General features: G+C 43.8%; 7 protein-coding genes and 1 pseudogene. 3 read left to right on the top strand and 5 right to left on the bottom strand.

Annotation, left to right across the window (positions count from 1 at the left end):
* Window positions 1-30: 30 nt before the first annotated feature.
* The 3 genes from MGMO_RS14355 to MGMO_RS14345 all read left to right on the top strand — a co-directional run bounded on the left by MGMO_RS14355 (window position 31) and on the right by MGMO_RS14345 (window position 6,287).
* The gene (locus tag MGMO_RS14355; protein ID WP_051384059.1) at window positions 31-1,737 is read left to right on the top strand and encodes a caspase family protein; all 1,707 of its coding nucleotides are present in this window, start codon (window positions 31-33) and stop codon (window positions 1,735-1,737) included.
* 259 nt (window positions 1,738-1,996) lie between these two features.
* On the top strand, window positions 1,997-4,516 hold the full coding sequence (locus tag MGMO_RS14350; RefSeq protein ID WP_023495780.1) for a VCBS domain-containing protein: 2,520 nt from the start codon (window positions 1,997-1,999) through the stop codon (window positions 4,514-4,516).
* 406 nt (window positions 4,517-4,922) lie between these two features.
* A complete protein-coding gene (locus tag MGMO_RS14345) occupies window positions 4,923-6,287 on the top strand; it encodes an autotransporter outer membrane beta-barrel domain-containing protein (RefSeq protein WP_023495778.1) in 1,365 nt (454 codons plus the stop codon).
* Between the two features lie 78 nt (window positions 6,288-6,365).
* Here MGMO_RS14345 and MGMO_RS14340 read toward each other — a convergent pair whose 3' ends face one another.
* The 5 genes and pseudogenes from MGMO_RS14340 to MGMO_RS14320 all read right to left on the bottom strand — a co-directional run bounded on the left by MGMO_RS14340 (window position 6,366) and on the right by MGMO_RS14320 (window position 14,776).
* The gene (locus tag MGMO_RS14340) at window positions 6,366-8,249 is read right to left on the bottom strand and encodes a serine/threonine-protein kinase (protein WP_023495777.1); all 1,884 of its coding nucleotides are present in this window, start codon (window positions 8,247-8,249) and stop codon (window positions 6,366-6,368) included.
* Window positions 8,250-8,368: 119 nt separating this feature from the next.
* On the bottom strand, window positions 8,369-9,043 hold the full coding sequence (locus MGMO_RS14335; RefSeq protein WP_023495776.1) for an OmpA family protein: 675 nt from the start codon (window positions 9,041-9,043) through the stop codon (window positions 8,369-8,371).
* A 585-nt stretch (window positions 9,044-9,628) separates the two neighbouring features.
* Window positions 9,629-10,516 carry a TolC family protein gene (locus MGMO_RS14330; protein ID WP_235557299.1) on the bottom strand — a complete coding sequence of 296 codons (888 nt, stop codon included), beginning with the start codon at window positions 10,514-10,516 and terminating at the stop codon, window positions 9,629-9,631.
* Window positions 10,497-13,636, bottom strand: a pseudogene (locus MGMO_RS14325) (efflux RND transporter permease subunit). The gene MGMO_RS14330 and the pseudogene MGMO_RS14325 overlap by 20 nt, the downstream one beginning before the upstream one ends.
* A gap of 51 nt (window positions 13,637-13,687) precedes the next feature.
* Window positions 13,688-14,776, bottom strand: coding sequence for an efflux RND transporter periplasmic adaptor subunit (locus MGMO_RS14320; RefSeq protein ID WP_023495772.1), 1,089 nt, complete (start codon window positions 14,774-14,776; stop codon window positions 13,688-13,690).
* Window positions 14,777-14,934 lie beyond the last annotated feature (158 nt).

Below are 14,934 nucleotides of genomic sequence, written 5' to 3'. Positions count from 1 at the left end.
CAAAAATCAACCTGCGCAAAGTATAGAGCTATGAAAATAAATTATGCAAGTTACTTGCTGATAACCTGTTTTATTTTTCTAGGATGTGTAAATGATCCTGCTGAATATCAGCGCAGGGCAGGAGAAATCGAACAAGTTAGAAATTTGAGTGACGCTGATAAGTTTTTTATTGTTGATTGTTTGCTGCCAGGACAAATTCGCAAGTTAGGTCGTGAAGCTATATATATGACAGCCCGCATACCCATCAAAACGTCCGCCCTTGATTGCGAAGAACAAGGTGGAGAATACGTCGCATACAATCAGGCCAATAAAGCTACGGCACTCCAATATTGGTTACCAGCCGCCCAAGAAGGTAATGCAGAAGCACAAGTATATGTAGGTGAAATCTTTGCTAAAGGCCAAGATACCCCGCCCGATTACAAATCTGCTGCTGAATGGTATCGTAAAGCTGCGGCACAGGGTAACAGTCGTGCCCGAATCAATTTAGGCTATTTATATGAAAAAGGTTTAGGGGTCGAAAAAAATTTAGCGGCGGCTACAGAGCTTTACAAAAAAGCTAGCGGTTTTGATAAAGAAAATTTAGATTACATCGCTACCCTCAGTACTACAAGTGACAGCACAGCCTCTCCTGCAGTTACTGGATCGCATAAACCAGTGATAGAAATCATTGATCCACCAGTATCGATGGTGCGTGGGGTGCCAATCGTGAAAATACGTTCAGCCGTTAAAGAACGGGACATTATAGGCAGAGTAACAGATCCATCTGGAATTACATCGTTGACGATAAATGATGCCCAAAACGCTTTAGACGCGCAAGGTAAATTTAAAAGCTCAATAAGCATTAAAGGCGATAAAACGCCCATTAGCATTGTCGCTATCAATAAGGAAGGCGGGCGGCAAAACTTAGAATTTATGTTGGCGATAGATGATTTCTTAAACAGCGAACCGGTTGAGGCCGCATTGCCATTAAATGTAATAAACCCATGGAAAGACCTTGAATTTGGGAATTATTACGCTTTGATCATTGGTAACAGTGATTATGAAAAGCTACCTGATCTGGACACGCCGGATGAAGATGCAAGGGCGGTTGACAGTATTTTAAAAAGTAAGTACGGCTTTACTACTCAATTACTGATAAACGCAAATCGTTACCAATTGTTATCGGCTTTGAATGAGTTGCGAACTAAATTGACAGAAAACGACAACTTGCTGATCTACTATGCAGGTCATGGCGAGTTAGACAAAACAAACGAGCGTGGCCAATGGTTACCTATTGATGCCGAAATAAACAATACCGCCAACTGGGTATCAAACATTGATGTAACTGATATATTGAATACAATGAATGCCAAGCATATCATTGTGGTTGCCGACTCCTGCTATTCTGGTGCAATGACGCGTACAGCAATACCCAGGATAGAAGCTGACCTGAGCCAGAAGCAAAAATTAGAAACAGTGAAAGTCATGATAAAAACGAAATCCAGAACATCTCTGACTTCGGGTGGCGAAGAGCAAGTCATGGACGGTGGTGGTGGTGGTCATTCGATTTTTGCCAAAGCGGTCATAGATGCATTGCAAAATAATCAAGGTTTATTGGAGGCACAACAATTATTTGATACCGTATCGGATATTGTGATTCCTGTTGCCCGCGCCAACAGCATCACCCAGACCCCAGAATATGCGCCAATAAAAAACGCAGGCCATGATGGTGGGGAGTTTTTATTTATTGCCATTTAATTTTTAAATTTTTATTTTGACTTTACAACCTTTTAAGAAATAGAGGCTATCGACTGCTTTTTGATAATTCGCTGTGTTAAGTTTCGCCAATCTGGTAAAGTTAATAATTCACAAAATTTGTGCGAACTGGTTAACATCAATACTTTTTAAAAAGCTTAAAGTAAGATTAAGGATGACTTATAAATTAAGTTATAAATAGATGAAAAAATTATACAAAACAATAAATATAAAGATATCAATTAATTTTTGGGGGTAAGCCATGATTCCTATATTGCACAAGGCAATGGCGTTTTCTAATGAAAATATTAGGTTTAGGCTGCTATCCATTATTTTCATGGGTATCTTGGGTTTGGCTTTTGCACGCCCCGCTGCATCTGCAGTTGTTGAAGTTTTAGAGGCCGAACAGGCCATAGTCAAAAATGCCTCAGTAAATCCCAAAGGGTACGTTGAATTAAATGCCAGCAATTCACGGAGAGGTAGTCTCGAGTGGGCTTTTAATGCGCCAAGTGCTGGCGATTATGAGATAAGGTTTCGTTACCATATTAACAAACATGAATTTTCCCCCTTGATGTCGATTAGTACCTCGACTTACGTCATTGCCAAAAAGCGTTTTTTTGATACCCTGGGTACTTGGCAAGAAGAGACTTGGCTTATCAAGGCGGGTGCTAATGAGCAAGTAATCATCCGTCTTGGGGTTGACAAGCCAAGTTTGGATAAAAACAGGGTTGAGCACATCGATATTGACAAATTAACGATAGGCCAGCCAAGTTTTCTTAACGCAAACGTAAAGGTAGTGGCTGACCAAGAACCTGAATTTGGCCAATCGGGTTATGGAAACACCTATTACGGTATAGTGGACCCACAAGGACGACGTAGTACATTAAAAAAATGGTTACGTGCAAACGGTTATACAAACAACAGGAACAAACAAAAAATCGTCCGCAGCCAGTATATTAACAGCTTCGATTTGGGCTTTGGTCGGTCCATGAGTTGTTTGGATGCCGATCACCTATCATGTTATGTCGATAACTATATTAACCTCGACAGGGACAAGCCCGTCACCAACACAACCAAGAAGCCCGCTTTTGCGGCGACGGTGACAATGGAAAGAATGCAGTTTCTTGATCCCGTCACCCAGCAATTTCGATTAATTACCGCATTTTATGTTTACGATAAGGAAGGCAGGCGGATTAACCGTGCGCCACTGGACAACGAAGGCGCAAAAGCCGTGCCGGAATCCTGCTATGCTTGCCACAAAGGCAATATCGACAGTAATGGCAACCCGGTGGGAGGGCAATTCTTACCGTGGGATCTGAATCTCCTGGATCAACAGCTTCGTGGCAGCCCAGCAATTGCCAAACAAATAGACGCCATACGCGAGCTTAACCACATGGTGTGGAAAGATGCCGCCGTCCAATATGATCCAAACGATCCGGCCAAAGTAAGAAAACAATCCCTAAAAAACCTGATTGAAGGTTGGTATGGCGGCGAACCGTTGCCTGGCACAACGTATAACCCAAATTTTATACCCAACTCCTGGTATACCGATCCCGCCTCAGCTAATGTGGAATGCAGCGGCGTTCCGACCACCAAACCGTGCAAGGAAAAGTTCAGTTACCAAAGCGTGTACGCCAATTATTGCCGCACCTGCCACGTGACCCACGGCGTAGGACAGGATGCAGGCACCCAGTTGGGCAAGTTATGGACTACGGCAGAACAGTTTCGGTTAGATGCATTCGTAGCAATCTGTGCAAGCCCGAATGCGGCTAAACTGATGCCTAATGCTGAGTTGACTTTCCACCGCTTTAGCAGCGACATTGTTCCCGGCACAGGGCGTACCGCCAAGGATATTTTGTGCAATGCTGTGAAGGATAACCACAAACCTACAGCGAACCCAGATGTAGGCTCGAATGTATCTATACCTGATACCAACGTCAATGTTAGTATAAATAGTGTTGTTAGCGTTATGCAAAACGACACAAAAGGAGATGGTCAAAATACGATCGCTTTGGCTTCCAGTACCCCACCTCATGGTACATTCGGTACGCTGACACTAAATCCAGATGGCTCTTACAATTACACCCTTGACAAGCCCGACGATAACCTAGCGGTCAAAAACATACGTGATGTCACAAAGCAAGACACCGCGACATACAGTTATGTCCTGACTGACGAAGACGGTGACACTTCCACGGCAACTTTGACTATCCCCATCTTTGCCGGTTCTCAGGCAGGGAATATTAGTCAGATTATCGCGTACAATGATACTGGGTTGCTAAATGGTAATGTCAAGGATGCATCTAGCTTTCCTAATGATGCTATAAAAGCAGGCAGCACCGCCGCCCTGTCGCCACCAGCACCCAATCCTGCAACTGGTACTTATGGTAGTACCCTTAGCTTGAGCCCAGACGGCACATATAGCTACGATCTCAATGAAGCCAATGGTACTGTGCAATCTTTAATTGCAAGTAATGAACTGACGGAAAACTTCAGCTACAAACTTACGGACACTAACAATGTTGAATCGACGGCAACTATAAACATTACCATCACGGGAAGAACGCCAACTAATGACGATATTAGGCCTATTATTGATGCCAATTGTGTTAGTTGTCATTCTGCCCCAATTCTCGATGGTGGCCTGGATTTTAGCGGGGGTGCATTCACAAGCTCTAAAACGAGAATTAAAGTCAGAGCAGGGGCTGAAAGCATTGAAGGCCCAATGCCACCATCTGGCCTCTTGTCCCAAGAATTAAGAAATATTATTAATGCTTGGTAATGCAGAGGTAAATTGGCAATGGGTAAAATTAATACAACTTATGGTGGGTAGTACCGATCAAGTACAGTCGTTAATCTCTCTTGATTGAATGCAAAAACCAGATTGCCTTTATTCTCATTGGCAATCTGGTCAATCAACAAAACAGGAAAGGAATCGTTGATGTAGCCCTTCTGAAAATTAAGGGCTTTGTGGTTTGTCGGCTTGTAGCTGTTGTTTAGCTTTTTGCTAGCTGAATTTAAAAGCATAGTTTGTGTAAAAAAAATATTAAACTAAAATATAAATAATTAAATGAAATATATTGAAACTATTGGAATAGTTCAGCTAAGTAATTAATAATAAATGCCATCTGATGTAAAAATCAGTCATAGTAAATTTTTGGCAAAACATATATTCCAAGGGGAGTACGATGCAATTTTCAAACATGAAAAACCTAATCCTAAACCCAAATGGATACAGGCGTACCTTATTTACGAGTTGGGCATTATTTCTTTCAATCACTGCAAATGCCGGCCAAAACCAATTCAACGTGGATTTCGCCATCAAGGATGCCTGCAATTCGGGTGGCGCCAGGGGCGAATTACTGGTACGTTGTACCAATTACATTTCCGCCTTCCCCGTCCCGCCAGATCCTGAGACTATAACCCGCAGGGGGGGGGAGCGCACGACCATCCTCTGGGCGACCACCTCCACCCAAAGCAGTGCGACCAATACGCAATCTTCTGAGGCGAACAATAACCAAATTGCCACCATCAATAACCGCATAGTCGGTCTACGTAACGGCACGCAAGGCGGTGAACTGCAAGTGACTGGTACCGTACTGGACAAAGATGGCAAGCCTGTCACCTTGGGCAACGGCGGCAAGGCCGGTACCACCAAAATTCCCGGTATTTTGGATGATCGGTTGGGCATTTATATTAATGGCAAAATTGGTTATGGCGACCGGATTTTGACCGACAACGAACTGGGATTTCAACAGGATACCCACGGGGCAACGGTGGGTATGGATTACCGTTTTACCGATCATTTTTTGATAGGTACAACATTTAGTTATAATTATGCCAATGCCCGTTTTTTCCATGAAATTCCGGGGCCTTTGGGTAATTTAAAAACCGAAACGTATAGCGGTGCAATTTATGCCTCTTATTTTAGCGACAACGGTTTTTTTGTGGACGGCATTTTTAGCGGCAGTAATGCCAATTACCAGACGAATCGCCGCATTAAGTACGACATCGCGAGCGAGCCAGATTTTGATACGACCGCCTTAAGCAGCAACCAAGGCACTGAATACAACCTGGCGATGACCAGTGGCTTTAATTTCAGAAAAGCTGGCTTTACCATTACCCCGCAAATACGCGTTGATTATAAGGACACTAACGTGGATGCCTTGAATGAGACGGGCGGTCAGGGTTATGCGTTGCATACCGATGGGTATTCATTTAAATCCTTGCAAACAGCGGCTGGATTGCAAATGTCTTACGCCTACAGTACGCCTTGGGCGGTGATTGTCCCGATGGTGAAAGCAGAATATATCCACGAATTTGAAAATGACAGCCGGGTTTTTAACTCTTATTTTCTGCAAGATGTCCGGCAAAAACGATTTAATATCATTACCGATAGGCCTGACCGTGACTTTATTATCGCCAGCGCGGGCGTATCAGCACAATTTTTCCATGGCATTTCGGCTTTTTTCAATTACGACACCATCCAAGGCCATCAGTTTCTGACTACCCATAGCTTTTCAGGCGGCATCAGGGGTGAGTTGAGATTTTAGGTGCTTGAGTTTTGGTCGTTAGACAAAACACATTTTATCTCTATGATTAAACTTAATTTTCGTAAAGTTTAAGTCATTTTACCCGCTATTTTTTATTACACGGTAGGTAATTTTTTCTACTATGGCATCATTTTGCTGAAGTGTTTCTGATAAGTTACCATTTTCGTCAATATATTTTTCCAAATCTGGTAATTGCGTATGACTAAAAACGGCGATGATTGTATCTATACCCGCTGGCCCTTGAATTTTAAGCATCTTTAGCTTTTCCTTGGGGGGGATTTGGTAGTTTTGGTCGGCCTTAATATGGCTGTTTTCTTGGTAACCGTTCGGAAAAATCTGAAGCTTTACACCCGTGCTACTTAAATAAACAACCCCTAAGTAACCATCTTGGGATGAGTGTATATTTACCTGTAAATACTCGCCAATATAATAGGTATCTTTGCTTGCATTTAACACCAGACGAGGTAGCGGTTTTGAAACCGCTATATTGATTGTGTCGGCTTGTGATGTTTGATTTTGAGAATCCACTACAGTAAGTTCCGCTTCGTATTGGCCAATTGTGTCTGGAGAAAAATGAGGAGTGGCTGTGTCTTGATCAAGCAAGACGACCTGACTACCTATTGGGTTTTTTGTTAATTTCCAATGATAGTATAAGTGCCCAGAATCAGTCGATTGCGAGGCTTTGCCATCTAGCCATATCGTCTCCCCTAGAAAAAGAGATTGATCTTTACCGGCATTAGCAATAGGGGGCTTTGTTTGCAAAATTTTTGGTTTTTGCGAAATGTCTGATCGGTTCTTTTCAACAAGGAAGTAAACACTAACACTAATTAACACGACAATTATTGTAACAATAGGAAATATAAAGTGGCGTGGGAGCCGCTTTTCATTAAATTCAAAGGCTGTAAGCCATTTCTGTAAGTTTTTTGGTCGCCTATCTTGTTCAATTGAAATTGCTTGGCTTAACAGTTGCCATTGTCTGGCCGTAAGTTCTTTAGGTGGTAATGGCTGAATAAAAGTGCCGCGTTTTTGTTCAAGAAAAACTTCTGAAGCTGATTTTTTGTTATACGGGTGCTTACCAGTTAAAAGTTCATATACTATTAAGCCGAAAGCATATATGTCGTCTCGTGGATCTGCGGCGGTTGATCCATTTAGCATTTCAAAACTGGCATATTGGATTGTAAGCCCGCCTAGCATTCGCGGATTAAAAATGGTTTCGTCTTTATTTCCCGTAATTTTTAATTCAGAGGCAATTCCAAAATCTAAGATTTTAACTTCATTGCTGCCAGCGAGTATAAATACATTAGCCGGTTTTAAATCGCTATGTATAATATTATTTTCGTGTGCATGCGCAAGCCCGCGTCCAATAGCACTAATTATTGGGAACGCGTTTTTTAAAGGAAAGGCGCCGTGTTGGCTAATAATATTATTTAGTGGTTTACCTTCCAAATACTCCATAACCATATAATGGCGGTTACCGTCACGACTAGCATCGAATACTTTGATAATATTAGGGTGAGTAAGTTTTTGTGATTTTTCAGCCTCCCTATGAAAACCGACAACTAAAACTCTATCATCTGACAATGCCGGTAATAAAATCTTTATTGCAACATATTGATTACGTGCATTGATTTCCTGCCGATGTAGGTCGAGTGCTTTAAATACACTGCCCATGCCGCCTTGACCAAGTTCTTGTTCTAGGCGATAGCGGTTATTTAACAGATCTCCTATTTTTGGGTCGTTAGACTGATCGGCTGAAGATTTAATCTGACTGGATAAGTCAACATCTTGGCTTGACCTGTCGATTTCGTTGATAAATTTCTCGCCCTCACTTTCAACTGTAATGCTTGGTAAAGGTTTGGGGGGGGATAGCCTAGTTTCTTTCTCAGAATCTGATTTATTGTTCACTTTAGTTTGAAGATTTGTGGGGTTGTTATTTTTTGTATCCTCCGGATTGTTAGCCATGATATGCTCGATGCGTCAATTTTTAGAATAGTTTTCACCAGGCAAAACATATTGTTAAGATTTCTTATAATTATCTAAGTTTTTGTGGTTTTAGGGATTAACTTCTAGTTAGTAGAGAATTAACATCCTAATTTTATTATTTTTACGCGGCGATTTTTTTCGCTAGCTGGATTGGCAGGGTCAGCCAATTCGGATTTCCCTTTGCCAATGACGTTTATCGATTTGCCTTTAAAGGCAAAATTATTAATCAAATACTCTTTGACCGAATTTGCCCGACGTTTGGATAAAATATTATTGTATTCCGTGCTACCAATAGCGTCTGTATGGCCTTCTAACAAAAAAGACATTCCGCGTAATTGGTCAGATGCAAGTGCTTCACCGAGTGGTTTTAGCTCTTCCATAGCCGAGTTTGTTAATGTATAAGACTTGTAATCAAACCAAACTTGCATTGATACACTTTTTTGTTTGCAAACAGGCTGGCGATTGGTATTGGAAAATGGTTTTTCAGCATGTTTTTTATAACCTGATTTACTTGATTGAATAGTATTAGGACTAGCGTTTACATTCTTGGCGGGCGTATCGCAATTAACCGATAAACCCCTACATAATAAACCTCTCATTTTGATGTTCTGCGCGCCATTTAAATTATCACCTGTTTCTGGTCCAGCCTTAAATTCGTTAATTATCTCCGAAGCTGTTGGTTTACTGTTGCCAACGTTTAAATCTGCGTAGGTATTTGAACAAAAAGTTAAGCATAATGTAAATATAAAAGAATAATGTTGTAACTGTTTCATAAATCACCTCTTTTTTTATTGAAAGAATAGCTTATCTTCAAAGCACTTTACTCTTTTCTCCAACTAACTGTACAAGAAATATTGTTACGTTGTCTCGTGTGGCACGATTTAAACATAATTCCATCAAAAAATCCGGGGGCTTCTGAAATGGGTTTAGATTTCAAGAGTAATCCAATTTCTCTATCAGTTATGTCTTTGTTTAGACCATCCTAACAGTAAAAATATATCATTAATGCCTGGCGTTCAACGAAGTAATTTTTGAACAATTGTGAAGTAAAAATTGAGCTTGTTGAATTTAGCGAAGGAATATTAGTTGTCGGTAAAATGCCATCGTTGTCCCGTAGAATTGACGGCAAGTGACACAGGCCGTCAAATCCAAACTCTGGGCTGATTGCCTGGAGGGTCGTCTTACAAGCAGAAGTCAGGGGTTGGATTATTGGGAATGGCAACAGCACTTTTCGGATTAAAATGCTGTCTTCAAGCCCTTATCAAGCTGAAGGTGGCCGGATGGTCTTATTTGTGGGCGCTGTGGACAACAGAAAGGCTGGCTACTGCAAGCCCGAACTGGCAAGATCGTTTCTATAACTACTGCCAACCTCCGCCAAGCGATTTATAAAGGTCCACCATAGCTATAATTTGCTTTTGTTTCGTCTCAATTAGATCTTTTTTGGCTTCCAAGGCATCCCTTTGAGTTAATAACACGTCCAAATAATCTGCACGGGCGGATTTAAATAATTGGGTTGAAACATCAATGGATTGGATGAGAAAATCAACCTGCTTTCCCTTAAGCTGATAGTTTTTACCCAGATTGTCTATATTTGAAAGTTGATTGGATACTTCAGTATAAGCGTTGATAATACGTTGCTCGTACTCATAAGCCGCCTGAATCTGCTTAGCATTTGAGTTTTTATATTCGGCCATGATGGCATTCCTGTTTACTAGCGGAGCGACCATCTCTCCTGCGATAGAAGCCGCCAATGACTCAGGCGTATTGATCAGGAATTTAAGGGCGAAAGCCTCAAATCCGACTCCGGCTTTTATGCCGAAGGATGGATAGAAATTAGCTTTAGCCACCTTGATATTTAAATCGGCTGCCGACAGTTCAAGCTCCACTTTCCGAATATCGGGCCTGTTTTGTAGTAATTGCGATGGAATACCCGCGTTAAGCATTTTTGGCTTGATATCCATAAAACCAGTTGACGTTCGTCGAATAGGTTGAGGTGTTCTACCTAACAGAAAGTTGATCCGGTTTTCGGCCACAGTAATCTGCTGCTTGATTTCATACCTTCTGCTTTGGTTTTTGCTCACTTCCGCTTCATAACGTTTGACCGCGGGCGCATTCGATTTAAAGCTGTCAGGAAGATGAGAATCGGCCTTTTTGCTCGTCATCGCCGGTATGCTGCAAGCTTGCAACATCAGCCCTACAGCGCTCACTACCACAAAATGAAAAATTTTAATCATAATCTTTTTCATCACCCGAACCATAGTGATAAGTCTCTGTTAAAGGATCAAGGTCTTCGTTTCTAATTAAGGATTTTCCTTCTATCATTTTGGCAAAAATATAATAGAGTCCTGGAATCAGGATGACGCCAAACACCGTGCCGAAAATCATCCCACCCAAGGAAGAGGTACCTATCGTCCGGTTACCGACAGCCCCCGCACCCGTTGCCACAGCCAAGGGTATCAACCCTGCTATAAACGCAAAGGAAGTCATTAAAATCGGCCGGAAACGCGCTTGTGCGCCCGCAATCGTGTCATGCCTTGGGCTTGCTTCTGCACCGCGAATTCCACAATCAATACCGCATTTTTGCCGAGCAAACCAATCAGCATCACCATCCCCAACTGGGAATAGACATCGTTGGCAAGACCCATTTCTTTCAGCAGAAAGAATGCGCCGAAAATACCGGGCGGCAGTGAACACAACATGACTAACGGCAACATAAAGCTTTCGTACTGCGCTGCCAGCACCAGATAGACAAACACGAGAACCACCACGAAGATCTCTATCGCTTCCGTACCGCGGCGGGCTTCGTCAAAAGTCAAGCCTTCCCAGGCGACATCAAACCCTTTGGGCAACACTTCAGCGGCGACTTCCTGGATCGCCTTGATGGCCGCGCCGGTGGTATAGCCGGTCGCCGGTTCTGCGCGGATTGCCGCCGAGTTGTAAAGGTTATAGCGGGTGATCTCATCGAGGCCTTGCTGTTTTTTCAGGGTCATGAAGGCGGAGTATGGCACCATCTCGCCTTTATCGTTTTTCACGTAATACTTCAACACATCCTCAGGGAAGCGCCGGAATTCCGGCAGGGCTTGGGCGTAGACCTTAAAAAAGTTATTGAAGCGGATAAAGCCCTGCTCGTAAGTGCTGCCGATCATGATGTCCAGGTTATTCATCGCTTTGTCGATGGAAACTCCTTTTTGCATGGCCAATTTATTGTCGATGACCAGTTCATATTGCGGATAATTGGCCGCATAAAAGGTAAACAATCCCGTTAACTCCTTGCGCTTGCGTAGCGCCGCCATGAACGTCTGGTTAAGTTTGTCAAACTCGTGGTAGTCCGTGCCTAAGGTCTTGTCCAACAAGCGCAATGCCAAGCCGGATGCCGCGCCATAACCGGGGACTGCCGGAGGTTCAAAAAACTCGATCATGGCACCGAAGTCATGGGTTTTTTCCTCCAGTTCGCGGATAACATCCTGGACGGAATGTTTGCGCTCCGACCAATCTTTCAGGTTGATAATAACCGTGCCAGCGTTGGAACCGCGTCCTTCGGTGAGCACTTCATAGCCGGCCAAAGAAGAAATCGATTGCACGCCATCGATTTTACTGGCTATACTTTCTATTTCCCGTGCCACTTTGTTGGTCACTTCCAGCGTTGAGCCGGGCGGTGTTTGGATAATCGCATAAATCATGCCTTGGTCTTCACCGGGAATAAAGCCAGAAGGCAACTTTAGGTTGACCGAATAAATACCAAAGCAAAACCCACCCAAAATCAAAAATGTTAGGAGTCGCCTCATGACGACGACATTGAGAAACTTAACGTATCGGCCCGTTACCTTTTCGAAAACGACGTTGAATGCACCGATGAAAAGACTTATCGGCGTTTTCCGTTTCGGTTGGCCGTGGGTGTTTTTAAGGATCATCGCGCACAGGACAGGGGCAAGCGACAAAGCGACGATTGCCGAAATCAATATCGACGAGGCCATAGCGATGGAAAATTGCCGATAGAACACGCCAACCGGCCCGGTCATGAAGGCAAGGGGGACGAACACAGACACCATGACCAGCGTGATCGCAACAATGGCGCCGCCGATTTCCCCCAATACTTTTTTCGACGCGACATAGGGGCTTACATTTTCAGCCTCCATTTTCGCATGCACCGCTTCGACCACCACAATGGCATCATCGACCACGATGCCGATGGCCAACACCAGGGCAAACAGGGTAATCAGGTTGATGGAAAGCCCGAACGCCGACATGACGGCGAATGCCCCGATCAGCGAAACCGGTACTGCCAGGACCGGAATCAAGGTAGAACGCCAGTCGCCCAGGAAAATAAAGACCACCAAGGATACCAGCACGAACGCTTCTCCTAAGGTGTGCAGGACTTTTTCGATGGAAGCATCAACGAACCGGGACACATCGTAGTTGATTTCGTAATCCATGCCCTCCGGGAAGGACTTTTTCAACTCTTTCAATTTTTCCTTCACGTCCTCGATGACCTTGCTGGCATTGCTGCCGTAGTTTTGCTTAAGCACGATGGACGCAGAAGGAAAAGAGTCCTTATCCGAGTAAATATCATAAAACTCGCTGCTTAAATCGACTTTGGCAATGTCTTTAAGGTGCAGTATCTCGCCTTCCGAGTTGGCCCGGATGATAATGTCTTCGTATTGTTCCGGCTTGTTGTATCGCCCTTGATAGACCAGCACATACTCTTTGGACTGGGCGGCAATGCCCGTGCTTTGGCCTATCCGTCCTGGCCGGCCGATAATGCTTTGGTTTGCAATCGCATCCATCACCTCGTCTATCGAGACGTTATAGGCCCGCATCCGGTCCGGATTCAGCCAAATCCGCATCGCATATTGGCGGCTGCCTAATATTTTTGCTTGGGCAATGCCATAGATCCGTTGGATTTCCGGGATAACATAGGCCAATGCATAGTTGTATAATAATTTCTGATCCGCATTTTTGTCTTTGCTGTATAGGTTGATGTACATGAGCATGCTGGGCTGCACCCGTTCGACGATCACCCCTTCCAGTTGAACCAGCTTGGGTAGCCTGTTCATGACCTGGTCCAGGCGCGTCTTTACGTTAACCATCGCTATGTTAGGGTCAACGCTCAGGTCGAACAGCACTTGAATGACGGCTTCACCGGCGCTGGTCGCATCTGAGACGATGTATTTCATGCCGGGAACGCCATTAATAGCGCGTTCGATCATAATCAGGGACGATTGCACCAGGACATCGGCGCTGGCGCCGGGATACGCCAATGAAACCATGACACGGGGCGGGGCAATATCCGGGAACTGGGAAATGGGTAAGGATCGGATCGCCAGCAAGCCCATAAACAGAAACACGAGCGATAACACGATCGCCATGACAGGCCTTTTGATAAAAATATTGAACATAATTAATCTCTGGCTTAAAGGTTACTCTGTATATAATTCCAACTCCGAGCGAACCTTTTCGGGCGGCCTCAAATCGATTTTCACCTCTTCTCCGGAATGCACTTTGCGCAAGCCTTCGAGCAATACCTTGTCGTCGTCCTTCAACCCTTCTTTTACGATAAACAGATGCGGTAAATCGACTTCGATCTTGATCAGCCGTTGCTCCAGCTTGCCTTCTTTGTTGACGATGTAGACATAGGATTTATCCATGACTTCGAATACCGCTTTTTGAGGGATAAGCAACGCGTTTTTGTAGGGCTTTGCCATCAGGATCGTGCCCGTCTCGCCATGCCTGAGCAGCTTGTCCGGATTAGGGAAGGTGGCACGGAATTCAATATTGCCGGCGGTATTATCAAAATCGGCTTCAATCGTTTCAATGACACCCGTTTGCTTGAAAATCTTGCCATTTGCCATCTTTAGCTTCACCTTCCTGGTTCGATCATCCCCAGAATTGTGCATCTTGTAATCGAGATATTCGGCTTCCGGGACGTTGAAATAGACCCATAATTTGCTGATGTCAGACAGTGTGGTTAACAAAGCGCCTTCGTCGAGAAGGCTGCCATTCCTAACCGCCAAATGGTCCATAATCCCATCAAAAGGCGCGTTGATATCGGTAAAGCCCAAGTGGGTTTCCGCCATTTTCACTTCCGCCTTTGCCTTATCTAACTTTGCTTTTGCCAACGCCAATTCATTGACTGATACGATTTTTTGATCAGCCAACCCTTTGGTATTGAGGTATTCGATATTCATGGTATTCGCTTCGGCTTTTGCTTTTAAAAGCTCTGCCTGATAGATGTTGGGCATGATTTTGAACATGGGCTGATCCTGATGCACCAATTGCCCTTCATCCACAAAGATATTCTGCAAATACCCCCTTTCCAATGCCCGGACTTCAATATGCCTAATAGCATGAATCTGACAAACATATTCTTTCGTGACAGAAGTATCTTCACGGAGTGGAGTGGTTGCCTCCAGTTTAGGGAGATCTTCCTGTTTCTCGGTTTCTGCTGGATGGCAACCACTCATAAGGACAGCGATTAGGCTTAGGACTACAGAGGCTTTAGTGATCATTTTTTATGGCGCTAAGGGTTGGGGCTGCACAAAAAATTGGATTAGCCAACATCATTACTGTCCGAAGATTTCATCAAACAAATTCAATTGGTTAGGCATTTGCAGTTCCTCTGCATTGAACTCTATATTTGTAACCAATTGATTGAGTGGTATTTTTT

Source organism: Methyloglobulus morosus KoM1, from assembly GCF_000496735.2.
Classification (GTDB): domain Bacteria; phylum Pseudomonadota; class Gammaproteobacteria; order Methylococcales; family Methylomonadaceae; genus Methyloglobulus; species Methyloglobulus morosus.
Note: the sequence above shows the minus strand (reverse complement) of the source record. Positions and strands in the feature narration are given on the sequence as shown.

Excerpts from the sequence above, each read along its gene's own strand:
- MGMO_RS14355 (WP_051384059.1), top strand. The coding sequence starts at position 31 with ATGAAAATAAATTATGCAAGTTACTTGCTGATAACCTGTTTTATTTTT.
- MGMO_RS14330 (WP_235557299.1), bottom strand. The coding sequence starts at position 10,516 with ATGAAAAAGATTATGATTAAAATTTTTCATTTTGTGGTAGTGAGCGCT.
- MGMO_RS14320 (WP_023495772.1), bottom strand. The coding sequence starts at position 14,776 with ATGATCACTAAAGCCTCTGTAGTCCTAAGCCTAATCGCTGTCCTTATG.
- MGMO_RS14335 (WP_023495776.1), bottom strand. The coding sequence starts at position 9,043 with ATGAAACAGTTACAACATTATTCTTTTATATTTACATTATGCTTAACT.
- MGMO_RS14345 (WP_023495778.1), top strand. The coding sequence starts at position 4,923 with ATGCAATTTTCAAACATGAAAAACCTAATCCTAAACCCAAATGGATAC.
- MGMO_RS14350 (WP_023495780.1), top strand. The coding sequence starts at position 1,997 with ATGATTCCTATATTGCACAAGGCAATGGCGTTTTCTAATGAAAATATT.
- MGMO_RS14340 (WP_023495777.1), bottom strand. The coding sequence starts at position 8,249 with ATGGCTAACAATCCGGAGGATACAAAAAATAACAACCCCACAAATCTT.